Raw genomic sequence first — 23,906 nt, 5'->3', positions numbered from 1 at the left:
AACGATTGAAACCCGACAGGTCTGAAAATTTTCTCAACATCGCCACAAAATTGCCCTTATCCGTCACGGAGCGATTCACGACCCACATGATGCGTTCGAATCGCCTGACTCGGGCGTGCGATTTTGCGGCAGATTTGCGGAACAGGTGACGCGAGGCCGCACCCGCGTGACGCTCAGGTGCGTCGCTTGCCCCGCCCGAATGAATCGCTAAGACTGCCGAAAAACAGGAGGCCGGGCCGATGCGTATCGCCACGTTCAACATCAATGGCATCAAGGCGCGCCATGAAGCGCTGACCACCTGGCTCGACGAAGCCAGCCCCGACGTCGTGGTGCTGCAAGAGATCAAGTCGGTCGACGAAGGCTTCCCGCGCGAGCTGTTCGAAGATCGCGGGTACAATGTGCACACCCACGGCCAGAAAAGCTTTAACGGGGTCGCGATCCTGTCGAAGATCCCGCTTGAAGACGTGACGACGGGCCTGCCCGGCGATGACGAGGATGAACAGGCCCGCTGGATCGAGGCGACCGTGGTCGGTGACAAGGCCGCCGTGCGGGTCTGCGGGCTGTACCTGCCGAACGGAAATCCGGTGCCGGGGCCCAAGTACGACTATAAACTGTCATGGATGGAGCGGCTTCGCGCACGGGCCGAGGCGCTGATGGCGGCGGAAGAACCGGCGCTGATGGCTGGCGACTACAACATCATCCAGCAGGCCGAGGATGCCGCCAAGCCGGATGCATGGCGCGAAGATGCGTTGTTCCGGCTGGAAAGCCGTGCGGCATTCCGCAAGATCCAGCACCTTGGCTTCACCGACGCCTTCCGCGCCCGCACCTCCGGACCCGGGCACTATTCCTTCTGGGATTACCAGGCCGGAGCATGGCAGCGGAACAATGGCATCCTGATCGACCACATCCTGATGACACCGCAATGCGCCGACCTGATGGTGGATGCGGGGATCGAGAAGGATCTGCGCGGGCGCGACAAGCCGTCGGACCACGTGCCGGTCTGGGTCGAGCTTGACGCCTAGGCCAACCGGTCGCCCTGCGTGACGTCGTGATCGTATAGCCAGGCATAGCCCCGCGTGATGGCGTGGGGCGTCATGACACCGGCGGCCCGCATGGCCATCTGGGCCCCCACGACCAGCGGCCCGCGCAGGTGGAAGCGCCAGGCATTGCCCGTCGCCGACCTGACCGTCCGCGTGACCCGCGCGTGGCGGGCGGATTGATAGGCGGCAAGCGCGTCGTGACTGTCGGGCGTGCTATCCAGGCAGCGGGCCAGGACCCAAGCGTCTTCGATCGCCATGCAGGCGCCCTGCGCCAGAAACGGCAGGGTCGGATGGACCGCGTCGCCCAGGATTGCCACGTGATCGCGGTGCCAAAACGGCGCGACCTCGTGACGAAAGAGGCCCCAGAGGTGGGTGGTCGTGACCTGCGCCAGCATCGCCTGCACCTGCGGCCCCATCCCGGCAAAGGCGTGGCGCAGGGTGTCGGGATCATCACGATGCGACCAGCCTTCGGCGGTCCAGCTGTCGCGTTCCTCGACCGCCACGATGTTGCGCAGGCTGCCGCCGCGCAAGGGATAGGTCACAAGATGCCGCCCGGGCGCCATGTACAGCTGCGCCTCGGCAGGTCCGTTGTCACCGGGAACCAGGGCGCGCCAGGCGACCTGCCCGGTGAAGAATGGTTCGGGGCGCGGCTGGATCGCGGGGGCAATGACCGAACGCAGACCATCGGCCCCGATGACCAGATCAGCCGTGAGAGAGGTGCCATTTGCCAGGTCGACCCGTGGTGCTTCCCCGGGCGCGACACCCAGCACGGTCTGGCCAAGGCGGATGTCGACGCCAGCATCGCGTGCGGCCGTGGCCAGCACGCCGACCAGGTCGGCACGATGAACAAAGAGGTAATCGTCGGGGCGGTTCAGCCCGGCATAGGGAAAGCGGGCCAGCAACGCGCCGCGCGCGTTTCGCAGAACCAGACCACGAGAGACCGGCGCGCCGGTGTCCCTGACCGCCTGTTCAAGCCCAAGCGCGCGCAGCACGGCCATCCCGTTCGGGCTGATCTGCAGGCCCGCGCCGACCTCGGTGATCGCGGGGGCCTGTTCAAGCAGGGTGACGGTCGCGCCGCGTAGCGCCAGGGCGCGCGCCGCCGTCAGACCACCGATCCCGGCCCCGACGACGATGATTTCCCGATCACTCAAGGACATGCGAACCGGCCCGGGCAACAGCCCCGGTGCTGACCCCGGAGCCGTGCATCTTCAATCATTCAAGCGCGATCAGTCGTCGCGGTGCACCTTCTCGCGGCGCTCGTGGCGCTCCTGCGCCTCGAGGCTCATGGTGGCGATCGGACGGGCATCGAGACGCTTCAGCGAAATCGGCTCACCGGTCACTTCGCAATAGCCGTATTCCCCTTCGTCGATCCGGCGCAGGGCGCTGTCGATCTTGGCCACCAGTTTGCGCTGACGGTCCCGGGTGCGCAGTTCCAGCGCACGGTCGGTTTCCTCGGAGGCGCGGTCGGCGACGTCGGGAATGTTGCGGGTGTTTTCCTGCAGCCCTTCGACGGTGTCGCGGCTGTCTTCCAGAAGGTCGTCTTTCCAGGCAATCAATTTACGTCTGAAATATTCCGTTTGCCGCTCGTTCATGAAGGGCTCGTCCTCGGCGGGACGATAGTCTTCGGGCAGAAACGTTTCTGCTTTCATTTTTTTGGCTCCCTAGCAATGCCCCGGCTGACGGGTAATGTTGCCAGCCAAAGGCCCCCTTACGCGCTCGCTCTACTCCCTTTGGACAGGGATGTCACTACACATTTCCATACGGAAACGTCCCTAGTTTACCTGCATTGCACGCCCCTGCGGAAGATATTATCGTCCTGCGGAAACGAATGGGAAGAGGCCGAGATTACATGAAATTCCAGGGTACCGAGAGCTATGTCGCCACGGACGACCTGAAAGTTGCCGTCAATGCCGCCGTCACCCTGGAGCGCCCGCTGCTGGTCAAGGGCGAACCCGGCACCGGCAAGACGGAACTGGCGCGGCAGGTGGCCGAAAGCCTTGGGCTGCGGATGATCGAGTGGAACATCAAGTCCACCACCAAGGCGCAGCAGGGCCTTTATGAATACGACGCCGTATCGCGGCTGCGCGATTCCCAGCTGGGCGAGGAAAAGGTCCACGACGTCAAGAACTATATCCGCAAAGGCAAGCTGTGGCAGGCCTTCGAGTCCGACGAAAAGGTCGTGCTGCTGATCGACGAGGTCGACAAGGCCGACATCGAGTTTCCGAACGACCTGCTTCAGGAACTCGACAAGATGGAGTTCCACGTCTACGAGACAGGCGAGACGATCAAGGCCAAGGTGCGCCCGATCGTCATCATCACCTCGAACAACGAAAAAGAGCTGCCCGACGCCTTTCTGCGCCGCTGCTTCTTCCACTACATCCGCTTTCCGGACATGGACACGATGCGCCGGATCGTCGAGGTGCATCACCCCGGCATCAAGGGCGAGCTGCTGACAATGGCGCTGACCCAGTTCTTCGAGGTGCGCGAGACCTCGGGCCTGAAGAAGAAGCCCTCGACGTCGGAAGTCCTGGACTGGCTCAAGCTGCTGCTGGCCGAGGATCTGGATCCCGCGGACCTCAAGCGCGACGGGGCCAACGCCCTGCCCAAGCTGCATGGCGCGCTGCTGAAGAACGAACAGGATGTGCATCTGTTCGAACGGCTGGCGTTTCTGGCGCGCGGACAGCGGTAAGTGGCGGGGCGTGCCAGCACGCATCCGACCGGATAAATTGAAACGGGCGCGTGGCAACACGCGCCCGTTTCACGTGCCAGTACCGTTAACCATGCCACCGCACGTACAGTTCTTAACGAAACCTTACCAAAACCTGCAAAACCAAGAACAGACACGACTCTTTGCTTGGCCATACACCCGCGCTTGGGCATAGTGACATCAGGCCAGACAACGATCCGGCCCGGACCTCGGACAAACCGGGGCCATCAATAAAGGTCAGACGGGGGAAACATTCCGCTGACCGCGAGTTGGAGCAGTGTTCATGGCAGGACCGGCGGCGGCCGAGTCCCTGTCCATTCGCCCTATCACAGGGGCGGACCGTGCCGAATGGGGCCGGTTGTGGCAGGGGTATCTCGAATTCTACAAGACGACCCTACCGGACGAGATCTATGATCTTGCGTTCGAAAGGATGCTGTCCGGGGCGGACGGCGAATTCAACGGGCTGATCGCCCTTGTCGGGGACCGGCCGGTCGGGCTGGTCCATTACCTTTTCCATCGCCACGGCTGGAAGCGCGAACAGGTCTGCTACCTGCAGGATCTCTACGCCGATCCCGATGTGCGCGGCAAAGGCATCGGCGCGGCGCTGATCAACGCGGTCTACGCGGCGGCGGACAAGGCGGGCGCGCCGACGGTCTACTGGATGACCCAGGACGACAACGCCACCGCCCGCAAGCTTTATGACCAGATCGGGGTGCTGACCGACTTCATCAAGTACCAGAGGCCGGCATGAGGGTGCGCAAGGCCCTCCGACTGATCCCCATGACGCTGGCCCTGACGGCCTGTATCGGCCCGGTCGACAATGCCAAACCCCGCCTGCCCGTTTCGGACGAAGTGCCCACCCGGATGGCGCAGCCGGACCTGATGCCGCTGCCGCCGATGAAGGTCTTTGCCCGCCCCCTGCCCGCCGCGCCGCTGCGCGCGAACAGCGAGATCGCGCAGGATTTCATGGATCTGTCGTTCCGCCTGGAATCCGGGCGCAACCTGCCGGTCTTTACCCGCTTCGAAGGCCCGATCCGGGTCGCCGTGTCCGGCCAGCCCGACCGCGACATGATCGAAGACCTGCGCCGCCTGCTGACCCGGCTGCGGACCGAAGCGGGCATCGACATCGATTTCGGCACCGGCCCGAACCAGCTGACGGTCGAAGCCGTGCCAAGCCGCAAGATCCGCCAGTACCTGCCTCAGGCCGCCTGCTTTGTCGTGCCGGGGATCACCACGCTGGATCAGTACAATAGCGCCCGCAACACCGGCGCGACCGACTGGGCACGGCTGGAGCGCCGCGAGAAAATCGCGATCTTCGTGCCCAATGACGTCAGCCCGCAGGAAACGCGCGACTGCCTGCACGAGGAACTGGCGCAGGCCATCGGCCCGCTCAATGACCTCTACCGGCTGCCGGACAGCACCTTCAACGATGACAACATGAATTCGGTCCTGACCGGGTTCGACATGTTGATCCTGCGCGCGACCTACGCGCCCGAATTGCACTCGGGCATGAGCCGCGATCAGGTGCAGCGCCTGATCCCCGGGATCCTCGGCCGCCTCAACCCGGCCGGGAACGGGCAGATCAGCACGCTGGCGGGTCCGACGCCCTATGACTGGATCGAAGCCGTGCAGACCGCGCTTGGCACCAAGGGCAACGCCCGCACCCGCACCGCCGCCGCCTATCGCGCGCTGGCGATCGCACAGGACAACGGCTGGACGGATCACCGCATCGCCTTTGCGCATTACGTCGTGGCGCGGCAGATCCAGACCACCGACCGGATGCGGGCGCGGGCCCACCTGACGCAGGCCTACCAGATCTATCGCCGCAGCCCGGTGACCGAGGTGCACACCGCCCAGATCGCCACGCAACTGGCCGCGCACGCCATCTATGAAGGGGACGGCGCGCTGGCGCTGTCGCTTTTGCAGGGACAGGCCGATGTGGCCCGCCGGGCCGAGAACGCGGCGCTTCTGGCGTCGATCCAGATGATGCGTGCCGAGGCGCTTGAGCTGACAGGCCACGGCCCCGAAGCCGCCCCCGTCCGGCTGGACAGTCTGGGCTGGGCGCGCTACGGCTTTGGCCCGGACTGGGCCGTGCGGGCGAAGCTGAACGAAATCGCCTCTTTGCGCCCGGCCGAGATCCGGGGCTGACACGACAGCCCCGGCGCACAGGCGGAGGCATAGCATGGTCATCATTCTCAGCACCCTGATCGGGGCGGTCGTCGGCGCACTGCGGGCAAAGCGGCGCAAAGGCAAGACGGCGGACATTTTGCAATACGCCGTGGTCCATGCCATCTTCTTCGCATTGATCGGGCTGTTCCTGGCCCTGTTCCTGGATCGCGTTGTGCTCTGATGTTCATTCCCTTCTTCGAAACCCTCCGCAATCATGCTGTTCCGGTCTCCCTTCGGGAGTACCTGAGTTTCCTGGAGGCGCTGAAGGCGGACCTGATCACCTATGATCCCGAGGGGTTCTATTACCTTGCCCGCGCGGCGATGGTGAAAGACGAACGCAACCTCGACAAATTCGACGTGGCCTTCGCCAAGACCTTCGAGGGGCTGGACCAGATCACCTTCGACCAGGTGCTGGAAAAGGTCGATCTGCCCGCCGACTGGCTGCGGTCGATGGCGGAAAAGCACCTGAGCGAGGAAGAGAAGGCCGAGATCGAGGCGCTTGGCGGCTTCGAGAAGCTGATGGAGACGCTGAAGAAGCGGCTCGAGGAACAGAAAGGCCGGCACCAGGGCGGCAACAAGTGGGTCGGCACCGGGGGCACCTCGCCCTTCGGGGCCGATGGCTACAATCCCGAAGGCGTCCGCATCGGGCAGGAGAAATCCCGCCACCAGCGCGCGGTGAAGGTCTGGGACAAGCGCGAATTCAAGAACTTCGACGACACCGTCGAACTGGGCACACGCAACATCAAGGTCGCGCTGAAGCGGCTGCGCAAATGGGCGCGCACCGGCGCGCATGACGAGCTGGACCTGGATGGCACGATCCGCGCCACCGCCGAACACGGCTATCTGGACGTGAAGGTCCGGCCCGAACGGCGCAACGCGGTGAAGGTGCTGCTGTTTCTCGACGTGGGCGGATCGATGGACCCGCACATCAAGGTGGTCGAGGAACTGTTTTCCGCCGCCAAGTCAGAATTCAAGCACATGGAATACTTCTACTTCCACAATTGCCTCTACGAGGGCGTTTGGAAGGACAACAAGCGGCGCTGGACCGAACAGACCCCGACCTGGGACGTGCTGCGGACCTATGGGCCGGACTACAAGGCGATCTTCGTCGGGGATGCGTCGATGTCGCCCTATGAAATCGCCTATCCCGGCGGGGCCAACGAACACTGGAACGAGGAATCCGGCCAGGCCTGGCTGGAACGCTGCCGCAACCAGTGGACGTCGACCCTGTGGATCAATCCGGTGCCCGAGAAATACTGGAGCTACACGCAGTCCATCAAGATGATCAAGGACATCTTCGAGGACCAGATGGTGCCGATGACGCTGGCCGGGCTGGAACAGGGCATGAAGGACCTTACGCGGTAAGGCACCTGCGATTTGCCCTGTTCATTCGGCGCCCGCGCGCGCAGTCTTGATGACATGACGGGCAAGCTTCGACATCTGTGGCGACACCACCCCATTGCGCTGACACTTTTCGGCGCGGCGACGGTTCTGGCACTGGTCTTCTTGGTGCGGCTGGCGGTCTTTTCGCTATACTGGGCCAATCCCGCGCATCGCCAGCAGCTGCCCGAACCCTGGATGACGCCGGGCTATGTCGCCTTTTCATGGCACATGCAGATCGAACGGGTGTTTCACCACCTGGGCCTGCCCGACCACCCCAAGAAACGCCTGACGCTGGACCAGATCGCCGAGGCACGTGGCCAGCCGGTCGAGGCGCTGATCGCCGAACTCACGGTCTTCCTGCAGACGCAGGCCGATGCCGAATGAACGAGACGCTGCTCAGCGCTCTGACCATCGGCGGGGTTCCCGTTCTGATGCTGGTGACCTTCCTGTCCTGCCTCGCCATGCCGGTGCCCAGTTCGTTGCTGATGCTGGCGGCGGGGGCATTGACCGCGTCGGGCGACCTGAGCCTGGGCTGGGTCTTTGCGGGGGCCTATGTCGGGGCGGTGGCGGGCGATCAGGTCGGCTATCGTATCGGCCGGTCGGGTGGATCCTGGGCCAAGGCGCGGATGAAGCCGGGATCGAAGCCCGCGCTGGCGATGCAACGTGCCGAGAGGATGATGGAAGGCCGCGCGGGTCCGGCTGTCTTCCTGTCGCGCTGGCTGTTCTCTCCGCTTGGGCCTTACGTGAATTTCGCCGCCGGGGGCGCCCGGATCGACCGGCGCGTCTTCACGATCTGGGGAGCGGCGGGCGAACTGGTCTGGGTCGCGATCTACGTCGGGTTGGGCTACGCCTTCGGCGAACAGATCGACATGGTGGCCGAACTGTCGTCCGACGTGGCCGGGCTTCTGGCGGCGCTGGCGGTCATGGTCGGGGCGGGGTTCTGGATGCGCCGCGCCCTGCGCCGTGCGCACCGGGCCGGCGACCGCGATGCTGGCGGGGACGTGGTGCGCACCGACCCGCGCCCTTGAAACCGGGGCCGATCGCCCTCTCCTTTTCCCCAACAGAAAAGGAGAGACATCATGATCAAGAAACACGGCTCTGCCATCTGGAACGGCACCATCAAGGGCGGCTCCGGCATCGTATCCACCCAATCCGGCGTGCTGGACAAGGCGCAGTACGGCTTCAACAAGCGCTTCGGCGATGAGCCGGGCACCAACCCCGAAGAACTGATCGGCGCGGCCCATGCGTCTTGCTTTGCCATGGCGCTGTCCCTGCAGCTTGAGGAACACGGCATGGTCGCGTATGAACTGTCGGCGAAATCCACCGTCTTCCTCGACAAGGACGATGACGGGTTTTCGGTCAAGAAGGTGCACCTGGACCTGACCGCCAAGATCCCCGACGCGGACGAGGCCAAGTTCCAGGAGGCCGCCAAGGCCGCGAAGGAAGGCTGCCCGATCTCGAAACTGCTGGCCGGGGCCGAGATCACGCTGGACGCGAAACTCGCCTGACCCAAGGACAGGGCGCTTGTCCCGGCAGGCGCCCTGCCCCATATCGGTGTCATGCTGCGTCTGACCCCGATCCTTCTGGCCATCCTGTACGGCGTCATCGCCTGGCACTTCTCGTCCTGGCGGCTGAAGAAGGAGATGGACCAGAAATCCACTGAGCTGGCCGATCCCAAGCTCGAGGCGTTGACGCGGCGGATGGCGCAGGCACTGGATCTGCCGCGCATCCGGGTGAACGTCTACGAGGTCGAGCCGGTGAACGGCATGGCCGTCCCCGATGGCCGGATCTTCCTGACGCGCGGGTTCCTCAACAGGTACCACGCGGGCGAGGTCACGGCAGAGGAGCTTGCCTCGGTCATCGCGCACGAACTGGGCCATGTCGCCCTGGGTCACACGCGCCGTCGGCTGATCGATTTCTCGGGCCAGAACGCGATGCGCACGGCGCTTGGCATGATCCTGTCGCGGATCGTGCCCGGCATCGGCGGCTGGATCGCGGGGCTGATCACCTCGCTTCTGGCGGCGCGGCTGTCGCGGTCGGATGAATACGAGGCCGATGCCTATGCCGCCGCCCTGCTGACCAAGTCCGGCATCGGCGTCGAACACCAGGTTCGGCTGTTCGAAAAGCTGGCCGCGCTGACCCAGTCGAACCACGACGCCGCCCCGGCCTGGCTCCTGTCCCACCCCAAGCCGGAGGAGCGCATCGCCGCCATCCGCAGGCTGTCGGACGGCTGGTCCGACGCCTGATCCCCCTGATTTCAAGACTTCAAAGACAAGGTGCCGTCATGCGCTATTCCCTCCTCGACCTAGCCCCCATTCCCGAAGGCTCCACCGCTGGTGAGGCCATCGCAAATTCGGTCGCGGTGTCGCAGTTCGCCGAAAGCCAGGGCTATCACCGCCACTGGCTGGCCGAACATCACAACATGCCGGGCATCGCGTCCTCGGCCACGGCCGTGCTGATCGGGCGCATCGCGGTGGCGACCTCGCGGATCCGCGTCGGGTCGGGCGGGATCATGCTTCCGAACCATTCGCCGCTGGTGATCGCCGAACAGTTCGGCACCCTGGCCGAGATGTTCGGCGACCGCATCGACCTGGGCCTGGGCCGTGCCCCGGGGACGGACATGGAAACCGCCCGCGCCCTGCGTCGGCACATGTCACAGCAGGACACCTTCCCGCAGGACGTGCTGGAACTGATGGCCTACCTCGGCCCGGTCGAGGACGGCCAGCGGTTGCGCGCCATTCCGGGCGTCAACACCCGCGTGCCGATCTGGATCCTGGGGTCATCGCTTTATGGTGCGCAGCTGGCGGCGCATCTGGGTCTGCCCTACGCCTTTGCCTCGCATTTCGCGCCCGAGATGCTTGAGGAAGCGGGCGAGGTCTATCGCCGGACCTTCCGCCCGTCCGACGTGCTGCAGAAGCCGCATTTCATGGTGGCGATGAACGTCTTTGCCGCCGAGACCGAGGAAGAGGCGCTGTATCACCAGTCCTCGGCCGTGCTGGGCTTTGCCGCGCTGCGCGCGGGCAATCCCGGCCCGCTGCCCCGTCCGGTGGAGAGACTGGAAGACCATCTGGACCCCGCCTGGATCGCCGCCGCCCAGTCACGCTTCACGGTCAGCGCGATCGGGTCGGAAGAGATGGTCAAGCGTCAGGTGGCTGACATTCTTGAGAAATACCAGCCGGACGAGGTGATGGTGAACGCCCAGATCTGGGGGCATGAGGCACGGTTGAAAAGCCTTGAGATCGGGGCCCGGGTGTTGCGGGATCTGGGGGCGGAAGGGTCGTTCTGACGACGGAGCCACGCTTGCCGGGTGGCATGGGACCTGCGGTCGGATGCCTCCGGCGGGGATATTTTCAGCAAAAAGAAAGCCCGGTCAGGCCTGTTCCAGTGCCTTGCCCAGCCGTGGCAGGCGCGCCTTCTTCATCAGGGATCGCAGCGTCCAGTCTTCGCCGGACAGGCGGCGCGCCTCGGCCAGAACGGTTTCGGCGGCGTGGCGCATGGCATCGGGCTGTGCCTCGAAGAACCCAAGCAGAAGTGTGTCGGGGTCAGCGCGGGTCAGCCCTTCCTCGGCTAGGATATTGCGGGGAAAGTCCTTGGCATTCATCGTGACGATGCCATCGGCGCTGCCCGCGACGGCGGCCGCCAACACGTGGATGTCCGCCGGGTCGGGCAGCCAGAGCCGGTTCATCAGGCCATCGGTCGCCTGTACCCGCGCGCGCGGCCAGTGGGCCGACAGCATCGCGATCTCGCCCCGCGCCTGCGCCTCTTGCGCCGGGTCGATGCGGGCGGCGGCGCGGGCCCATTCCTCGAGAATGCGGTCCGACCAGAGCGGCGTGTAGATCCCCGCCCGCGCGGCGGCCAGCAGCATCTCGCGCATCACCGTCGGGTAAAGCACGCAGGCGTCGAGGATCAGTTTCATAGGCGGAAGAAGAGCGCCTTGAGGTACCCGCTTTCGGCCAGCTGGGGATGCATCGGGTGGTCCGGCCCGGCAAAGCCGGTGTGCAGCAGTTGCGAGGAGCGGCCCGTGCCATGCAGCCCGCGCCCGATGCCGCGAATGCAGGCGGTGCGGAACGCGTCCAGATCGGCGGCATGCGAGCAGGAACAGAGGCCAAGGTAGCCGCCGGGGGCGACCAGCGGCGCGGCAAGGCGGGCGATGCGTTCGTAGGCGCGCAACCCCTTGTCGAGCGCAGGTTTATTGGGCGCGAAGGCCGGCGGGTCGCAGATGACGACGTCGAAGGTCGCGCCCTCTTCGCCCAGCGCGGTCAGCGCATCGAAGGCATCGCCCTTGCGGGTGCTGAACCGCTCGGCGACGCCGGTGCGCGCGGCGCCTTCGGTCGCGAGATCCAGCGCGGGCTGGGATCCGTCGACCGCCAGGGCGCTGTCGGCCCCCGCGACAAGCGCAGCCAGCGCAAACCCGCCGACGTGCGAGAAGACATCAAGCACACGGGCGCCCTTGGCCAGACCTGCCGCAAAGGCGTGGTTCGGGCGCTGGTCGAAGAAAAGGCCGGTCTTCTGCCCGCCCATCAGGTCGGCCATGTAGGTGGCGCCGTTCATCGGGACCGGCACGGCGGCCGTCGGGGCGGTGCCGGTCAGCACCGCGTCGACATCATCCAGACCTTCCAGCCCGCGCGCCCGGCCGCCGGCGGATTTCAGGATCGTGGTCACACCGGTGACGCGGGCCAATGCGGCGGTCAGCTGATCCAGGTGCACCTCGGCCCAGGCGGCGTTCGGCTGGACCACCGCCGTATCGCCAAAGCGGTCGATGATGACGCCCGGAAAGCCATCGGCCTCGGCATGGACGAGGCGATAGAAAGGCTGGTCATACAGGCGGTCGCGCAGGGCCAGCGCGCGGGACAGGCGTTCGGCAAACCAGTCTTCGGTCAGCTCGGTCACATCCGCGCGGTCCAGCACCCGGCCGACGATGCGCGAGGCGGTGTTGACAGCGACCAGGCCAAGCGGTTCGCGCCCCGCGTCTTCAAGAACCGCAAGCGTTCCCGGCGCGATCGCCTTGGTCCGGCGGTCAAGCACGAGTTCGTTGTCGTAGACCCAAGGGTAGCCGAAACGAATGCGGCGCGGGTCCATCTTGGGTTTGAGGCGGAGCACGGGAAGGTCTGTCATGGACCTCCTCTAGCTGCAAATCCCGGGCACGGGAAGAGGTGCCCTTGTGACCCGTTGGCGGCGGGTCTAGCCTTGGTGTCGACCGGCACCCGGGGACCAGCGCCCGCAGGTGTGACCATGACAGAGGCGCGGCGCCGCATGGCAAGGATTGTTACCGCTAACATTGCTTGATATGGTGCCCGCAGCAACAGGAGACGCCCATGCCGCTGAACCCGACGATCGAAAAGGTCACGCAACGGATCATCGAACGCTCTGCCGACACGCGGGGTCGCTACCTCGACCGGTTGGAGGCTGCGGCCGAGGCCGGGCCGGTGCGGGCGCATCTGACCTGTGGCAACCAGGCGCATGCCTATGCGGGCGTTCCCGCTGACCAGGACGCGTTGGCCAAGGGCAAGGCCGCGAACCTGGGGATTGTCACCGCCTACAACGACATGCTGTCGGCGCACCAACCGTTTGAGACCTTCCCCGGGCTGATCCGCGCCACGGCGCGCGCCAAGGGGGCGACGGCGCAGGTGGCGGGCGGCGTGCCTGCCATGTGCGACGGGGTCACGCAGGGACAGCCGGGCATGGAACTTTCGCTTTTTTCCCGTGATGTCATAGCCTTGTCGGCCGGAGTTGCGCTGTCTCACAACTGTTTTGATGCAGCACTTTACCTTGGTGTATGTGACAAGATCGTCCCGGGTCTGGTGATGGCGGCGGCGACCTTTGGCCATATTCCGGCGGTCTTCCTGCCTGCGGGGCCGATGCCCTCGGGTCTGCCGAACGACGAAAAGGCCAAGGTGCGCCAGCAGTTCGCCGCCGGAGAGATCGGACGGGACGAGTTGATGGCGGCGGAAATGGCGTCCTACCATTCCCCCGGCACCTGCACCTTCTATGGGACCGCCAATTCCAACCAGATGTTGATGGAATTCATGGGCTTGCACCTGCCGGGATCGTCCTTTGTGAACCCGAACACGCCGCTGCGCGATGCGCTGACGGCCGCCGGGGTCGAGCGCGCGATGGAGATCACGGCGCTTGGCAACGACTACCGCCCCGCCGGGCGCGTTCTGGACGAAAAGGCCTTCGTCAACGGCATCGTCGGGCTGATGGCGACGGGCGGGTCGACCAACCTCGTGCTGCATATGCCCGCCATGGCGCGGGCTGCGGGTGTCTTGCTTGAGACCGAGGACTTCGACGAGATCTCGGGCGCTACGCCTTTGATGGCAAAGGTTTATCCGAACGGTCTGGCGGATGTGAACCACTTCCACGCGGCCGGCGGACTGGGCTACATGATCGGCGAACTACTGTCGGCCGGGCTGTTGCACGACGACACGCTGACCATCGCGGAGGGCGGACTTACGGCGTACGCCAAGGAGCCGAAGCTGACCGACGGCAAGCTGACCTACAGCGACGGCGCGCGCACGTCCGAGAACGACAAGATCCTGCGCCCGCCCTCGGACCCGTTCCAGAAGACCGGCGGTTTGAAGCTGTTGCAGGGCAACCTTGGCGCGGGGATCATGAAGGTTTCGGCCGTCGCGTCCGAGCGTCACGTGATCGAGGCCCCGTGCCGCATCTTCGAGGACCAGGAGTCGGTCAAGACGGCGTTCAAGGCGGGCGAGTTCACCAGCGACACCGTCGTCATCGTCCGCTTTCAGGGTCCCAAGGCCAATGGCATGCCGGAACTGCATTCGCTGACGCCAACGCTGTCGGTGCTTCAGGATCGCGGGCTGAAGGTCGCGCTGCTGACCGATGGCCGCATGTCGGGCGCTTCGGGCAAGGTGCCGGCCGCGATCCACGTGTCGCCCGAGGCTGCCGATGGCGGACCGCTGGCGCGGTTGATCGATGGCGACCTGATCCGGGTGGATGCGGTCGCGGGCACGATCGAAGTGCTGACGCCCGGCGCGCTGGACCGTGCGCCCGTATCGCGCGACCTGTCGGCCAACAAGTTCGGCATCGGGCGTGAAATGTTCGAAGTCTTCCGTCAGAACGCAGGCCCGGCCACGACCGGCGCCGCCAGCATCGTGTAAGGAGCCATCATGCCAGTCACCCCCGAGGAAGCCAGCGTTTCCAGCGAAAAGCTTTGCCGTACCGCGCCGGTGATCCCGGTGCTTGTGGTCGACGACGTGGCCCATGCCAAACCGCTGGCCACCGCGCTTGTCGCGGGCGGCCTGCCGGTGCTTGAGGTGACGCTGCGCACCCCCGCTGCGCTGGATGTGATCCGCGAGATGGCCACGGTGCCGGGCGGCATGGTGGGCGCGGGCACGATCCTGACGCCCGCCGATGTCGAACGCGCGCTGAAGGCCGGGGCGACCTTTGGCGTCTCGCCGGGCGCGACCGACACCCTTCTGGACGCGGCCGAGGACATGGGGCTGCCGATGCTGCCCGGCGCCGCCACCGCGTCCGAGGCGATGCGGCTGCTGGAACGCGGCTACCGGGTGCAGAAGTTTTTCCCGGCCGAAGCCGCGGGCGGCGCCAAGGCGCTGAAATCGCTGGCCTCACCGATTCCGCAGATCCTGTTCTGCCCGACCGGGGGCGTGACGCCCGGCAATGCGCCCGACTACCTGGCCCTGCCCAATACCGCCTGCGTCGGCGGATCCTGGGTCGCGCCGAAGGACAAGGTCGAAGCGGGCGACTGGGCGGGGATCGAGGCCCTGGCGCGCGAGGCGTCGGCTCTCTGATCGCCTGGGTCCGCCGCGCCACGAGGTGCACGGAAGTCGCGCCCTGCGCGGCATTTTCCCTCGCCCGCGGCTTTCGCTTGGCCCCCGCGCGCCCGCGCCCTATACAGCCCCCGAAACCATCGGAGGCCCCATGCGCAGCGCCAAGATCAGCCGCAAGACCGCAGAAACGGACATCGACGTCAGCCTGACCCTCGACGGGACCGGGTCCTATGACATGCAGACCGGCGTCGGCTTCTTCGATCACATGCTGGACCAGCTGGCCCGCCATTCGCTGATCGACATGGACGTACGCTGTAAGGGTGACCTGCATATCGACGATCACCACACCGTCGAGGACGTGGGCATCGCCATCGGCCAGGCCCTGAGCCAGGCTCTTGGCGACAAACGCGGAATCCGGCGGTACGGCAGCTGCCTGCTGCCGATGGACGACGCGCTGGTGCGCTGCGCGCTGGACCTGTCGGGGCGGCCCTTCCTTGTGTGGAACGTCGACCTGCCGACCCCGAAGATCGGCACCTTCGACACCGAACTTGTGCGCGAATTCTTCCAGGCGCTGTCGACACACGGCGGGATCACCCTGCATGTCGACATGCTGCATGGCATCAATTCGCACCACATCGCCGAGGCCGCCTTCAAGGCCGTCGCCCGCGCCCTGCGCGAGGCGGTCGAGACGGACCCGCGCAAGTCGGATGCCGTGCCCTCGACCAAGGGAATGCTCTGACCGTCGGGTCGCCTGCGGCGTCCCGAGCCTCCGGCGGAGGTATTTTTGACCAGAAGAAGACCGCAGGGGCCTGACCCGGCGGGGAGAGACCATGCTGACCGTTCTGATCGACTATGAAAGCGGCAACCTGCATTCGGCCGAAAAGGCCTTTCAGCGCATGGCGCGCGAGGTCGGGGGCGGCGAGGTGATCGTCAGCGACCGGGCCGAGGACGTGCTGCGCGCGGACCGCGTGGTCCTGCCCGGCGACGGCGCCTTTCCGGCCTGTGCCAAGGCGTTGAAGGGTCGCGAGAACCTGTTTGATGCGCTGCGTGAAGTTGTCGAGGTCAAGGCCCGGCCCTTCATGGGCATCTGCGTCGGGATGCAGCTGATGGCGCGGGTCGGCCATGAATACGAGGAAACGGCGGGCCTTGGCTGGATCGACGGAGAGGTCGGGCGGATCCAGGCCGAGGGGCTGAAGGTGCCGCACATGGGGTGGAACGATCTGGTGATCGACCATCCGCATCCCGTGCTGGATGGGATCGACAGCGGACGGCACGCCTATTTCGTGCACTCCTATCACATGCGGGTGGATGCGCCGGAGCAGCTGTTGGCCCATGTCGACTATGGCCAGCCGGTCACCGCCATCGTCGGGCGGGACACCATGATCGGCACGCAGTTCCATCCCGAGAAAAGCCAGGAGACCGGTCTGCGGATGATCGCAAACTTCCTGAGCTGGGCGCCATGACGCCCAGCCCTTCGCGATAGGTTCAGTTCAGGCGCGACCAGGTCTGGCCGGAACAGATCAGACCGCCCGCCACACAGCCCTTCATCGTCAGCGCATTGCCGTTAAGTTCCAGCTTGCCGACGTAGATCTTGTTGTTCGACGGCCGCCAGACCTTGCCCTCGTACTTGCCGCTGCCCGCAGGCGTCATGCCGCGCACCAGCTGCTTGCCGAGGTTGGGTGACTTGTATTCGCCGCTGCTGTTGAAGGTCTTGACGATCGTGCCGCAGAACGCCGGGCCGCAGGGCGCGATCTGGACGTGGGCATAGGCCCCGTCGTCGACCTGCGTCTTCCAGGTGCCTTCGACCGGATCGGCCAGCGCCGTGGTGGCCCCCAGCATGAGTGTGGCGAGTGTGAGTAGTGCCTTGCGCATATTGCTCCTCCCTATGCTTGGTGGGATGGTGCCGCTGCACTGGCGCCATCGCAAGTGAAGGTTGCATGTCCCGTAGCGTCATGCATAACCGCGCCGAACCACAGAAAGGGCCCGTGATGATCCTCTATCCCGCGATCGACCTGAAAGATGGCCAGGCGGTGCGCCTGCTCAAGGGCGACATGGAGAAGGCCACGGTCTTCAACGACGATCCGGCAGCGCAGGCCATGGCCTTTGTCGAGGCCGGGTGTGAATGGCTCCATCTCGTTGATCTCAATGGCGCTTTCGCGGGTGAGCCGGTGAACGCCGCGCCGGTCGAGGCGATCCTGACGCGCACCAAGGTGCCGGCCCAGCTGGGTGGCGGCATCCGTGACATGGCGACGATCGAGGCCTGGCTCGACAAGGGGCTGGCGCGGGTGATCCTGGGCACGGTCGCGGTCGAGAACCCGGATCTGGTGCGCGAGGCCGCAAAGGCCTTTCCCGGGCATGTCGCCGTCGGCATCGATGCGCGCAACGGGCGTGTCGCCACCAAGGGCTGGGCGACCGAAACGAACGTGATGGTCACCGACCTCGCCAAGTCCTTCGAGGACGCGGGCGTTGCGGCGATCATCTATACCGACATCAACCGCGATGGTGCCATGCAGGGGCCGAACATCGAGGCCACCGCCGATCTGGCCCGCGCGGTCAGTATCCCGGTCATCGCCTCGGGTGGCGTCTCCTCGCTCGCCGACCTGATCGCCCTGCGCGACTGCGGCGCGTCGCTGAACGGCGCGATTTCCGGCCGGGCGCTTTATGACGGGGCGCTGGACCTGGCGCAGGCGCTGACCGCGCTGAAAGGCTGATCCATGGGCAAGACCGAGATCATCCAGCTGGTGCTGATCCTGATCCCCTTCGCCTGTTTCCTGTCGGCGGGCCGGGCGCGCAGCCGGGTGGCCTACTGGATCCTGCGGGTCGGCGGGTTGCTGTTTGCGCTGGCGATGGCGCTGTCGGTGCTGGCGCAGAACCTGTGTTCCGGATCGCTTGGGGCCGGGCTGGGGGATTGCGCCGCGGGCTTGACCGGCCTGTTCCAGCTGCTGGGGCCGATGATCCTGACTGGCGTCACGGCGATGCTGTCGGTCGGGCCGATCCTGCTGATCGCGGCGCTGCTGATCGAAGCCGTGCATCGCCACCGTCACGGCTGATGTACCGCGCGTTCGTGATCACCTGTATCGCACTGATCATTCTGTGCCTTGTGCCGGTCATGGGTGTGCTCTGGTCGACCTGGGTGGCGGATGCCCACGACTGCGTTCTGAACGAAGCCGGGCGTCACGCTTGCGTCGTGGATGGCGAGGACATGGGCGGGCTGCTTGGCGGGGCGTTCCTGCTGGGATGGCTGGGCATCGTGACCCTTCCGCTGGCCGCGATCGTCCTGCTGGTTCTGATCGTGGTCAGCGTGATCCGGGCCCTGCGGCGGCGCAGGCAGTGATTGCGCCCCGCTGCGCCGCAGCCTAGAAGGCGGCTATGTTGAAGACCCGCATCATTCCCTGCCTCGACGTGGCCGACGGCCGCGTGGTCAAAGGCGTGAACTTCGTCGACCTGCGCGATGCCGGCGATCCCGTGGATGCCGCCCGCGCCTATGACGCGGCCGGCGCGGACGAGCTTTGCTTTCTCGATATCCATGCGACCCATGAAAACCGGGGCACCATGTTCGATGTCGTCACCCGGACGGCCGAACAGTGCTACATCCCGCTGACCGTGGGCGGTGGCGTCCGCACGGTGCTGGATGTCCGGAACCTGCTGCTGGCGGGGGCCGACAAGGTGTCGTTCAACTCTGCCGCCGTGGCGAACCCGGACGTCGTGGCCGAGGCCGCCGATCACTTCGGATCGCAGTGCATCGTCGTCGCCATCGACGCCAAGACCGTCGCGCCCGGCCGGTGGGAGATCTTTACCCACGGCGGGCGCAAGCCCACGGGGATCGACGCGGTGGAGTTCGCGCGCCTGGTCGCCGACAAGGGGGCCGGAGAAATCCTGCTGACCTCGATGGATCGCGACGGCACCCGCGCAGGGTTCAACCTGCCGCTGACCCGCGCGATTTCCGATGCGGTCGACGTGCCGGTCATCGCCTCGGGCGGCGTCGGCACGCTGGATCACCTGGTCGAGGGCGTGACCAAGGGCGGCGCATCTGCCGTGCTGGCCGCCTCGATCTTCCACTTCGGCGATCATACCATCCGCGAGGCCAAGGATCACATGGCCGCCGCGGGCATCCCGATGAGGATCGAATGACCGTTCTGGACCAGCTTGCCGCCACGATTGCCTCTCGCAAGGGGGCCGATCCCGACACTTCATGGACCGCGAAACTGCTGTCCAAGGGCCCGGAGAAATGCGCCGAGAAATTCGGTGAAGAGGCCGTCGAGGCCATCATCGAAGCGGTCAAGGGCGACCGCGCGGGCCTGACATCCGAGGCCGCAGATGTGCTCTATCACCTGCTGGTCATGCTGGCGGCCCGCGACGTTCCGCTTTCGGACGTGCTGGCGGAACTGGAACGGCGCGAAGGCACCTCGGGCATCGCCGAAAAGGCCGCGCGTCCCGGCGCCTGATCGCTTCTTCTGGTCGAAAATACCTTGGGGGAGTCGCGGCACGCGACGGGGGCAAAGCCCCCTCTGCGCCCTCGGCCCGCGCTGTCACAGCTTTGACGAGATCACGCCGGTATTGAACCCACCCATCCGCAGTTCACCGAACAGCCGCTGGTATTCGATCTTGGGGCAGCGGTTCATCACCACGTCCACGCCGCGCGCCTGCGCCTTTTCCGCCGCTTCAGTGTGCGACACGCCGATCTGCATCCAGATGGTCTTGAGGTCCGGGAAGGCCTCAAGCGCCTCGTCGACGATCGGCGGCACGGCTTCGGACCGGCGAAAGATGTCGACCATGTCGACCGGTTCGGTGATCTCGGACAGGGATGCGCGCACGGTCTGGCCGAACAGGCGTTCGCCCGCGTGGCCGGGATTGACGGGGATCACTGTGAACCCCTTCAGCCCCAGGTAGCGCGCGACATAATAGCTGGGCCGGACCGGGTTCATCGACACGCCGACCACGGCGATCACCTTGGTGCGCTTGAGGATCCGGGTCAGGAAGGCGTCGGTGTAGGTGTCTGTCATGCCCCTACCCTAGGCGAAGCGCGGGCCGCCGCAATGGCAAAGCGCGGCGGCGCAAAAGAACGCCCGGGACAAGCCCGGGCGCAGTACGGAACGAGGGACAGTGAAATGAAATGCCAGAGTTCCGGTCCGACATCTCTGAACCTCAGATAAGAGGTCCGGGACAGTGTAGGGAGAGGCTGTAATACGAATGTGAACGAAAGGTTAACCGCTCGGGCTTATCCACAGGAAATTGCGGGCCGCTTACCTGGGGCGTACCGCATATAGCGCGACCGCCGCGGCGTTCGACACGTTCAACGATCCGAAATCTCCGGCGAAATCAATGCGCACCAGGTGATCGCAGGTGTCCTTCGTCTTGGGTCGCAACCCCGGCCCTTCGGCCCCGAGGACCAGCGCGATCGGCCGGTCCAGAAGTCCCTCGCTGGCGGCCTCAAGCGTCTGCTCGGCTTCGCCATCCAGACCGAGGACGAGGTAGCCCATGGACTTCAGCTCCTCCATCGTGTCGGCGAGGTTGCGCACCCGCAGATAGGGCTGACGCTCCAGCGCGCCCGAGGCCGTCTTGGCCAGGGCCCCGGTTTCGGGTGCCGCGTGGTGGCGCATCCCGATGACGGCCACCGCGCCGAAGACCTCGGCCGAGCGCAGGATCGCGCCGACGTTGTGCGGATCGGTCACCCGGTCCAGCAGGACGACACGGGGCGGCCGTCCATCGCCCAGGCAGCGGTCCGCGACCGATCCCCAGTCCAGCGGCTTGACCTCAAGCGCGGCCCCCTGGTGCACCGACTGCGGATCGATCGGCGCGGTGAACCGGCGCGGGTCGGCCATCTCGGGCTCGACGCCAGAGTCGGCAATCGCATCCGCCAGCTTGTCGGCGGCGTTCTTCGTCACGATCAGCCGCAGTTTCTCGCGCGCGGGGTTCACCAGCGCATCGCGCACCGCGTGCAGACCAAAGAGCCACACGGTTTCCTCGCCCGCGGCCTTCTGCGCCCGTTCCTTTTCCACCACCCACTTCGGCTTTTTCATGCGCGTTCCCCACGGTCCTGACCGGTCATTTCGCCGCCTGCCCTATCACCCCGGCGCAGATGATGCGAGAGGGGACGGATTTCCTGTTGACGCCCTTGGCGGGCCTTAGTAATCACCCCCTCACGACACGCGCCGGAGTTGCTTCGGGGCCTGTTCGGGCGACGAGCTGCAAGGTGCGGCAGCGGACTGTAACTCCGCCGGGGAGACCCATGCCTGGTTCGATTCCAGGGTCGCCCACCACTCTCTTACAGATTTGGTGGATGACACGCTCAGGGCATCAGAACCTGCGCGCGGGCGAACTGTGCCGTGTCGGTTGTCAGATCGTCGTAGGTCAGCGTCACCGTGATCGACTGCACCGCGCCAAGCGGATAGGCGCGAAACGGCAGACCGTCCTCGGGGGTCAGCGCGTTTGGCGCGGCGGTGTCGATATGGCAGGGCGGCAGGTCCCAGATCTCGGGCGGGGCGCCGTTGATCGACAGGGTCATCCCCGCAAGACCACAGCGCCACGACAGGATCTGGGTGACATAGACAAGATCCCGCCCTTCGTATTCCCGCACCGCGACCCAGGACGACTTGGTGGCCGTCAGGATCGGCTTGACCTCGGTTGCCGTGGTGAATCGGCCCGTCGGCTGCTGCGGCTCGGCCACCGGCGCGGGCGTCGAAGGGCTGGCCGGGGCTGACGGCGCGGCGGGCGCGGCCGGGGACGCGGTACTGGTGATCTTGCGCGGCGCCACTGGCGCGGCGGGCTTTTCGGGTCGTGCGACGGCAGGTGGCGTCGGGGCGGACCCGCCTTGCAGGGAAATCGCAAGCATCATCCAGAACCAGAAAAGCATCGGCAAATATCCATCAATTCCCGGCACCCCGTGGTGGCGCCTTCAATTCCGCATTATCTTTGCTACTGTCCCCGCGACCAAGTGTTGTTTTTCCTAGCGGCTTCAAGGGCCTGAGCTGACATGACCAAACCCGGCGGGTCGATTGCCGACCTGAACATCCTGATCGTCGGCCAATCGGGGCGCCTGCAGTACGAGGCGCTGGTCTTTGCCGCCTCGCTTGTGGCCAACAGCCCCGAGACGCCGCGCCTGTGGGTGGCAGAGCCGCAGGATGGGCCGCTGTGGTCCCGGTCGCCGCGAATGTCAGACGAGGTCCGTGGCGCGTTGCAAGACCTCGGCGCGCAGATCCTGCCCTTCGACAGCCGCCACTTTGGCGAGTCCTATCCCTACGGCAACAAGATCGAGGCGCTGATGGCCCTGCCCGAGGGAGAGCCCTTCGTTTTCTTCGACACCGACACGCTGATCCTTGATACGCTGACCCGCGTGCCCTTCGACTTCGACCGCCCCGGCGCATCGCTGCGGGTCGAGGGCACCTGGCCGAAGCTGGAACTTTACGGGCCGGGATATGGCGCGATCTGGAGGTCTCTCTACGACAAGTTCGGGCTGGATTATGAAGGAACGCTCGATCTGTCACAGCCGGACGAATACTGGCGGCGGTACCTTTATTTCAATGCGGGCTATTTCTTCTATCGCTGTCCCCGCGTTTTCGGTCAGCGGTTTCTCGACTACGCGCTGGCCCTCCGCGACGACCCGCCGGACGCGTTGATCGGTCAGCAGATGGATCCCTGGCTGGACCAGGTCGCCCTGCCGCTGGTCATCGCATCTTTCGGCGGGGGGCGCGATGCCTTGCCGCCGGGCCTTCTGGACGGAGAGGTCAGCTGTCACTATCGCGTGCTGCCGCTGCTCTATGCGCGGGAAGGCGACCGCGTCGTCGAGGTGCTGGAGGCCGTGACCGCCCCGCAGAAGATCAAGCGGGTGCTCAAGGGCTACGACCCGATCAAGCGCATGGTCTACCAGGGACGCGGACAGAAGGTGCGCGCGATGTTCGACCGGGACAACCTGCCCCGGAAAGAACAGGCGATCCGCAACCGGATCAAGCGCGAAGGCTTCTGGATGCGCTAGGCCTCGATAGGGGTCGCATCCAGCTCGGCGCACCAATGGGCGCGGCGATCCTTGATCGCGTCCTGCCGGGCCAACGGGCCAAGCGCCGGGTCCAGGATTTCAAGCTCTTCGATGGTGAGCGTGCCGTCATAGGCCGCCTGCATCCCCTTCGTCCGGCAATCGCCAAGGCGCAGGGTAAAGCCCAGCCGGTTCTGGATGGCCGCGACGTTAGTGCTGACGCCGACCCAGGCCTGGCCACCGGTACGGGCGACATAGACCGTCCATTCTGTGTCGCGATCCTTCCAGGCGGTGCGGGCGGCGCGTCTGTCGATGGTCATGGCGGGGCTCCTTTCCCCATGCTTGACCATATTTTTACCCGGGTGTAAATAGGCGACATGAGTGAGACCTACACAGCCTTTTCCAATGGCCTGATCGTGGCGCGCGGCACCCGGGCCCAGGTGGCACGCCGTCTGGCCGAAGATGGCGAAACATCCGTTCTGATCTTCTCGGACGAGACGGGGCGCGAAATCGACCTGGACCTGTCGGGCGGGGCTGTGGCGGTGGCCACGCGCTATCCCGACGCCCCGGCGCGCGGGCGGCCGAAGCTGGGCGTCGTGGCCCGGGAAGTCACGCTGCTGCCGCGCCACTGGGATTGGCTGGCCACGCAGCGCGGCGGGGCCTCGGCGGCGCTGCGGCGTCTGGTCGAGGAGGCGAGCCGGGGCGACGAGGCGGTGCTGCGCCGCGACGCGGCCTATCGCTTCTGTTCGGCGATCGCGGGGGATCTGCCGGGGTTCGAGGAGGCGATGCGGGATCTTTACGCCGGACGGGCCAAGGACTTCCGCGCGCGGATGGCCGACTGGCCGGACGACATCCGGACCCACGCGGTGCGCCTGGCCGGCCTGTAG

31 protein-coding genes and 1 tRNA gene are annotated in these 23,906 nt (G+C 65.8%); 23 read left to right on the top strand and 9 right to left on the bottom strand.

The window, feature by feature from the left end:
- Positions 1-239 precede the first annotated feature (239 nt).
- Positions 240-1,022, top strand: a complete 783-nt coding sequence (gene xth / locus E4S58_RS06205; protein WP_136635461.1) for an exodeoxyribonuclease III — start codon at positions 240-242, stop codon at positions 1,020-1,022.
- Here xth and E4S58_RS06200 read toward each other — a convergent pair.
- Positions 1,019-2,197 carry an FAD-dependent monooxygenase gene (locus E4S58_RS06200; protein ID WP_136635460.1) on the bottom strand — a complete coding sequence of 393 codons (1,179 nt, stop codon included), beginning with the start codon at positions 2,195-2,197 and terminating at the stop codon, positions 1,019-1,021. The two genes, xth and E4S58_RS06200, sit on opposite strands and share 4 nt — an antisense overlap.
- 69 nt (positions 2,198-2,266) lie before the next feature.
- Positions 2,267-2,689, bottom strand: a complete 423-nt coding sequence (dksA, locus tag E4S58_RS06195) for an RNA polymerase-binding protein DksA (RefSeq protein ID WP_136635459.1) — start codon at positions 2,687-2,689, stop codon at positions 2,267-2,269.
- A 200-nt stretch (positions 2,690-2,889) separates the two neighbouring features.
- Between dksA and E4S58_RS06190 the strand changes: the two genes are divergently transcribed.
- From E4S58_RS06190 to E4S58_RS06155, 10 genes are all read left to right on the top strand, one after another.
- A complete protein-coding gene (locus tag E4S58_RS06190; protein ID WP_136635458.1) occupies positions 2,890-3,729 on the top strand; it encodes an AAA family ATPase in 840 nt (279 codons plus the stop codon).
- Between the two features lie 301 nt (positions 3,730-4,030).
- Positions 4,031-4,498, top strand: a complete 468-nt coding sequence (locus E4S58_RS06185; protein WP_136635457.1) for a GNAT family N-acetyltransferase — start codon at positions 4,031-4,033, stop codon at positions 4,496-4,498.
- The gene (locus tag E4S58_RS06180; RefSeq protein WP_205965356.1) at positions 4,495-5,895 is read left to right on the top strand and encodes a DUF2927 domain-containing protein; all 1,401 of its coding nucleotides are present in this window, start codon (positions 4,495-4,497) and stop codon (positions 5,893-5,895) included. The genes E4S58_RS06185 and E4S58_RS06180 overlap by 4 nt, the downstream gene beginning before the upstream one ends.
- 34 nt (positions 5,896-5,929) lie before the next feature.
- Complete coding sequence (locus E4S58_RS17860) at positions 5,930-6,097, top strand: hypothetical protein (protein WP_169052610.1); 168 nt, start codon at positions 5,930-5,932, stop codon at positions 6,095-6,097.
- On the top strand, positions 6,097-7,281 hold the full coding sequence (locus E4S58_RS06175; RefSeq protein WP_136635456.1) for a vWA domain-containing protein: 1,185 nt from the start codon (positions 6,097-6,099) through the stop codon (positions 7,279-7,281). The genes E4S58_RS17860 and E4S58_RS06175 overlap by 1 nt, the downstream gene beginning before the upstream one ends.
- Positions 7,282-7,335: 54 nt before the next feature.
- Positions 7,336-7,683 carry a hypothetical protein gene (locus E4S58_RS17855; protein ID WP_169052609.1) on the top strand — a complete coding sequence of 116 codons (348 nt, stop codon included), beginning with the start codon at positions 7,336-7,338 and terminating at the stop codon, positions 7,681-7,683.
- A complete protein-coding gene (locus E4S58_RS06170) occupies positions 7,680-8,327 on the top strand; it encodes a DedA family protein (RefSeq protein ID WP_169052608.1) in 648 nt (215 codons plus the stop codon). Before E4S58_RS17855 ends, E4S58_RS06170 begins: the two co-directional genes overlap by 4 nt.
- Positions 8,328-8,378: 51 nt before the next feature.
- A complete protein-coding gene (locus E4S58_RS06165) occupies positions 8,379-8,807 on the top strand; it encodes an OsmC family protein (RefSeq protein WP_136635454.1) in 429 nt (142 codons plus the stop codon).
- 51 nt (positions 8,808-8,858) lie between these two features.
- Positions 8,859-9,545, top strand: a complete 687-nt coding sequence (locus E4S58_RS06160) for a M48 family metalloprotease (protein WP_136635453.1) — start codon at positions 8,859-8,861, stop codon at positions 9,543-9,545.
- Between the two features lie 38 nt (positions 9,546-9,583).
- The gene (locus E4S58_RS06155; RefSeq protein ID WP_136635452.1) at positions 9,584-10,585 is read left to right on the top strand and encodes an LLM class flavin-dependent oxidoreductase; all 1,002 of its coding nucleotides are present in this window, start codon (positions 9,584-9,586) and stop codon (positions 10,583-10,585) included.
- 84 nt (positions 10,586-10,669) lie between these two features.
- Here the strand turns inward: E4S58_RS06155 and E4S58_RS06150 are convergent, their stop codons facing one another.
- A complete protein-coding gene (locus tag E4S58_RS06150; RefSeq protein ID WP_136635451.1) occupies positions 10,670-11,215 on the bottom strand; it encodes an RSP_2648 family PIN domain-containing protein in 546 nt (181 codons plus the stop codon).
- Complete coding sequence (locus E4S58_RS06145; RefSeq protein WP_136635450.1) at positions 11,212-12,414, bottom strand: RSP_2647 family RNA methyltransferase; 1,203 nt, start codon at positions 12,412-12,414, stop codon at positions 11,212-11,214. The genes E4S58_RS06150 and E4S58_RS06145 overlap by 4 nt, the downstream gene beginning before the upstream one ends.
- Before the next feature lie 200 nt (positions 12,415-12,614).
- Here E4S58_RS06145 and edd point away from each other — a divergent pair, with 200 nt between their 5' ends.
- From edd to hisH, 4 genes are all read left to right on the top strand, one after another.
- The gene (edd, locus tag E4S58_RS06140; RefSeq protein ID WP_136635449.1) at positions 12,615-14,420 is read left to right on the top strand and encodes a phosphogluconate dehydratase; all 1,806 of its coding nucleotides are present in this window, start codon (positions 12,615-12,617) and stop codon (positions 14,418-14,420) included.
- Between the two features lie 9 nt (positions 14,421-14,429).
- A complete protein-coding gene (gene eda, locus E4S58_RS06135; protein WP_136635448.1) occupies positions 14,430-15,071 on the top strand; it encodes a bifunctional 4-hydroxy-2-oxoglutarate aldolase/2-dehydro-3-deoxy-phosphogluconate aldolase in 642 nt (213 codons plus the stop codon).
- Between the two features lie 130 nt (positions 15,072-15,201).
- On the top strand, positions 15,202-15,789 hold the full coding sequence (hisB, locus tag E4S58_RS06130; RefSeq protein ID WP_136635447.1) for an imidazoleglycerol-phosphate dehydratase HisB: 588 nt from the start codon (positions 15,202-15,204) through the stop codon (positions 15,787-15,789).
- Positions 15,790-15,880: 91 nt separating this feature from the next.
- Entirely contained in the window at positions 15,881-16,513 is a 633-nt protein-coding gene (hisH, locus tag E4S58_RS06125; protein WP_136635446.1) for an imidazole glycerol phosphate synthase subunit HisH, read from the top strand.
- Between the two features lie 22 nt (positions 16,514-16,535).
- Here the strand turns inward: hisH and E4S58_RS06120 are convergent, their stop codons facing one another.
- Positions 16,536-16,922 carry a DUF2147 domain-containing protein gene (locus E4S58_RS06120; RefSeq protein ID WP_136635445.1) on the bottom strand — a complete coding sequence of 129 codons (387 nt, stop codon included), beginning with the start codon at positions 16,920-16,922 and terminating at the stop codon, positions 16,536-16,538.
- A gap of 116 nt (positions 16,923-17,038) precedes the next feature.
- Between E4S58_RS06120 and hisA the strand changes: the two genes are divergently transcribed.
- The 5 genes from hisA to E4S58_RS06095 are packed head-to-tail and all read left to right on the top strand — an operon-like array spanning position 17,039 to position 19,495.
- A complete protein-coding gene (gene hisA, locus E4S58_RS06115) occupies positions 17,039-17,761 on the top strand; it encodes a 1-(5-phosphoribosyl)-5-[(5-phosphoribosylamino)methylideneamino]imidazole-4-carboxamide isomerase (RefSeq protein ID WP_136635444.1) in 723 nt (240 codons plus the stop codon).
- A 3-nt stretch (positions 17,762-17,764) separates the two neighbouring features.
- The gene (locus tag E4S58_RS06110; RefSeq protein ID WP_136635443.1) at positions 17,765-18,100 is read left to right on the top strand and encodes a hypothetical protein; all 336 of its coding nucleotides are present in this window, start codon (positions 17,765-17,767) and stop codon (positions 18,098-18,100) included.
- Positions 18,100-18,384 (top strand): hypothetical protein, encoded by a 285-nt coding sequence (locus E4S58_RS06105; protein ID WP_136635442.1) that lies wholly within the window; start codon positions 18,100-18,102, stop codon positions 18,382-18,384. The genes E4S58_RS06110 and E4S58_RS06105 overlap by 1 nt, the downstream gene beginning before the upstream one ends.
- A gap of 35 nt (positions 18,385-18,419) precedes the next feature.
- A complete protein-coding gene (gene hisF, locus E4S58_RS06100; RefSeq protein ID WP_136635441.1) occupies positions 18,420-19,181 on the top strand; it encodes an imidazole glycerol phosphate synthase subunit HisF in 762 nt (253 codons plus the stop codon).
- Complete coding sequence (locus E4S58_RS06095; protein ID WP_136635440.1) at positions 19,178-19,495, top strand: phosphoribosyl-ATP diphosphatase; 318 nt, start codon at positions 19,178-19,180, stop codon at positions 19,493-19,495. Before hisF ends, E4S58_RS06095 begins: the two co-directional genes overlap by 4 nt.
- 84 nt (positions 19,496-19,579) lie before the next feature.
- Here the strand turns inward: E4S58_RS06095 and E4S58_RS06090 are convergent, their stop codons facing one another.
- Both E4S58_RS06090 and rlmB read right to left on the bottom strand, forming a co-directional pair.
- On the bottom strand, positions 19,580-20,053 hold the full coding sequence (locus E4S58_RS06090; protein ID WP_136635439.1) for a CoA-binding protein: 474 nt from the start codon (positions 20,051-20,053) through the stop codon (positions 19,580-19,582).
- 240 nt (positions 20,054-20,293) lie between these two features.
- Complete coding sequence (rlmB, locus tag E4S58_RS06085; protein ID WP_136635438.1) at positions 20,294-21,070, bottom strand: 23S rRNA (guanosine(2251)-2'-O)-methyltransferase RlmB; 777 nt, start codon at positions 21,068-21,070, stop codon at positions 20,294-20,296.
- Between the two features lie 156 nt (positions 21,071-21,226).
- Here rlmB and E4S58_RS17850 point away from each other — a divergent pair.
- Positions 21,227-21,310 (top strand) — tRNA-Tyr (locus tag E4S58_RS17850).
- Between the two features lie 29 nt (positions 21,311-21,339).
- Here E4S58_RS17850 and E4S58_RS06080 read toward each other — a convergent pair.
- The gene (locus tag E4S58_RS06080; RefSeq protein ID WP_136635437.1) at positions 21,340-21,903 is read right to left on the bottom strand and encodes a hypothetical protein; all 564 of its coding nucleotides are present in this window, start codon (positions 21,901-21,903) and stop codon (positions 21,340-21,342) included.
- A 120-nt stretch (positions 21,904-22,023) separates the two neighbouring features.
- Between E4S58_RS06080 and E4S58_RS06075 the strand changes: the two genes are divergently transcribed.
- Complete coding sequence (locus tag E4S58_RS06075; RefSeq protein WP_136635436.1) at positions 22,024-23,022, top strand: hypothetical protein; 999 nt, start codon at positions 22,024-22,026, stop codon at positions 23,020-23,022.
- On the opposite strand, the gene E4S58_RS06070 is transcribed toward E4S58_RS06075, so the two are convergent.
- A complete protein-coding gene (locus E4S58_RS06070; RefSeq protein WP_136635435.1) occupies positions 23,019-23,339 on the bottom strand; it encodes a GIY-YIG nuclease family protein in 321 nt (106 codons plus the stop codon). The two genes, E4S58_RS06075 and E4S58_RS06070, sit on opposite strands and share 4 nt — an antisense overlap.
- A 57-nt stretch (positions 23,340-23,396) precedes the next feature.
- On the opposite strand from E4S58_RS06070, the gene E4S58_RS06065 reads away from it, so the two are divergent.
- Positions 23,397-23,906 (top strand): DUF2239 family protein, encoded by a 510-nt coding sequence (locus E4S58_RS06065; RefSeq protein ID WP_136635434.1) that lies wholly within the window; start codon positions 23,397-23,399, stop codon positions 23,904-23,906.

It is taken from the genome of Pseudooceanicola onchidii, assembly GCF_004959925.1.
Lineage (GTDB): Bacteria > Pseudomonadota > Alphaproteobacteria > Rhodobacterales > Rhodobacteraceae > Pseudooceanicola > Pseudooceanicola onchidii.
This window is presented reverse-complemented; position numbering and strand designations above follow the sequence as displayed.

Excerpts from the sequence above, each read along its gene's own strand:
- E4S58_RS06175 (WP_136635456.1), top strand. The coding sequence starts at position 6,097 with ATGTTCATTCCCTTCTTCGAAACCCTCCGCAATCATGCTGTTCCGGTC.
- E4S58_RS06165 (WP_136635454.1), top strand. The coding sequence starts at position 8,379 with ATGATCAAGAAACACGGCTCTGCCATCTGGAACGGCACCATCAAGGGC.
- E4S58_RS06145 (WP_136635450.1), bottom strand. The coding sequence starts at position 12,414 with ATGACAGACCTTCCCGTGCTCCGCCTCAAACCCAAGATGGACCCGCGC.
- hisA (WP_136635444.1), top strand. The coding sequence starts at position 17,039 with ATGATCCTCTATCCCGCGATCGACCTGAAAGATGGCCAGGCGGTGCGC.
- E4S58_RS06150 (WP_136635451.1), bottom strand. The coding sequence starts at position 11,215 with ATGAAACTGATCCTCGACGCCTGCGTGCTTTACCCGACGGTGATGCGC.
- dksA (WP_136635459.1), bottom strand. The coding sequence starts at position 2,689 with ATGAAAGCAGAAACGTTTCTGCCCGAAGACTATCGTCCCGCCGAGGAC.
- xth (WP_136635461.1), top strand. The coding sequence starts at position 240 with ATGCGTATCGCCACGTTCAACATCAATGGCATCAAGGCGCGCCATGAA.
- E4S58_RS06065 (WP_136635434.1), top strand. The coding sequence starts at position 23,397 with ATGAGTGAGACCTACACAGCCTTTTCCAATGGCCTGATCGTGGCGCGC.
- E4S58_RS06105 (WP_136635442.1), top strand. The coding sequence starts at position 18,100 with ATGTACCGCGCGTTCGTGATCACCTGTATCGCACTGATCATTCTGTGC.
- E4S58_RS06095 (WP_136635440.1), top strand. The coding sequence starts at position 19,178 with ATGACCGTTCTGGACCAGCTTGCCGCCACGATTGCCTCTCGCAAGGGG.
- hisB (WP_136635447.1), top strand. The coding sequence starts at position 15,202 with ATGCGCAGCGCCAAGATCAGCCGCAAGACCGCAGAAACGGACATCGAC.
- E4S58_RS06180 (WP_205965356.1), top strand. The coding sequence starts at position 4,495 with ATGAGGGTGCGCAAGGCCCTCCGACTGATCCCCATGACGCTGGCCCTG.
- edd (WP_136635449.1), top strand. The coding sequence starts at position 12,615 with ATGCCGCTGAACCCGACGATCGAAAAGGTCACGCAACGGATCATCGAA.
- E4S58_RS17860 (WP_169052610.1), top strand. The coding sequence starts at position 5,930 with ATGGTCATCATTCTCAGCACCCTGATCGGGGCGGTCGTCGGCGCACTG.
- E4S58_RS06155 (WP_136635452.1), top strand. The coding sequence starts at position 9,584 with ATGCGCTATTCCCTCCTCGACCTAGCCCCCATTCCCGAAGGCTCCACC.
- hisF (WP_136635441.1), top strand. The coding sequence starts at position 18,420 with ATGTTGAAGACCCGCATCATTCCCTGCCTCGACGTGGCCGACGGCCGC.
- rlmB (WP_136635438.1), bottom strand. The coding sequence starts at position 21,070 with ATGAAAAAGCCGAAGTGGGTGGTGGAAAAGGAACGGGCGCAGAAGGCC.
- E4S58_RS06070 (WP_136635435.1), bottom strand. The coding sequence starts at position 23,339 with ATGACCATCGACAGACGCGCCGCCCGCACCGCCTGGAAGGATCGCGAC.
- E4S58_RS17855 (WP_169052609.1), top strand. The coding sequence starts at position 7,336 with ATGACGGGCAAGCTTCGACATCTGTGGCGACACCACCCCATTGCGCTG.
- hisH (WP_136635446.1), top strand. The coding sequence starts at position 15,881 with ATGCTGACCGTTCTGATCGACTATGAAAGCGGCAACCTGCATTCGGCC.
- E4S58_RS06075 (WP_136635436.1), top strand. The coding sequence starts at position 22,024 with ATGACCAAACCCGGCGGGTCGATTGCCGACCTGAACATCCTGATCGTC.
- E4S58_RS06170 (WP_169052608.1), top strand. The coding sequence starts at position 7,680 with ATGAACGAGACGCTGCTCAGCGCTCTGACCATCGGCGGGGTTCCCGTT.
- E4S58_RS06080 (WP_136635437.1), bottom strand. The coding sequence starts at position 21,903 with ATGCTTTTCTGGTTCTGGATGATGCTTGCGATTTCCCTGCAAGGCGGG.
- E4S58_RS06160 (WP_136635453.1), top strand. The coding sequence starts at position 8,859 with ATGCTGCGTCTGACCCCGATCCTTCTGGCCATCCTGTACGGCGTCATC.
- E4S58_RS06120 (WP_136635445.1), bottom strand. The coding sequence starts at position 16,922 with ATGCGCAAGGCACTACTCACACTCGCCACACTCATGCTGGGGGCCACC.
- E4S58_RS06200 (WP_136635460.1), bottom strand. The coding sequence starts at position 2,197 with ATGTCCTTGAGTGATCGGGAAATCATCGTCGTCGGGGCCGGGATCGGT.
- eda (WP_136635448.1), top strand. The coding sequence starts at position 14,430 with ATGCCAGTCACCCCCGAGGAAGCCAGCGTTTCCAGCGAAAAGCTTTGC.
- E4S58_RS06090 (WP_136635439.1), bottom strand. The coding sequence starts at position 20,053 with ATGACAGACACCTACACCGACGCCTTCCTGACCCGGATCCTCAAGCGC.
- E4S58_RS06110 (WP_136635443.1), top strand. The coding sequence starts at position 17,765 with ATGGGCAAGACCGAGATCATCCAGCTGGTGCTGATCCTGATCCCCTTC.
- E4S58_RS06190 (WP_136635458.1), top strand. The coding sequence starts at position 2,890 with ATGAAATTCCAGGGTACCGAGAGCTATGTCGCCACGGACGACCTGAAA.
- E4S58_RS06185 (WP_136635457.1), top strand. The coding sequence starts at position 4,031 with ATGGCAGGACCGGCGGCGGCCGAGTCCCTGTCCATTCGCCCTATCACA.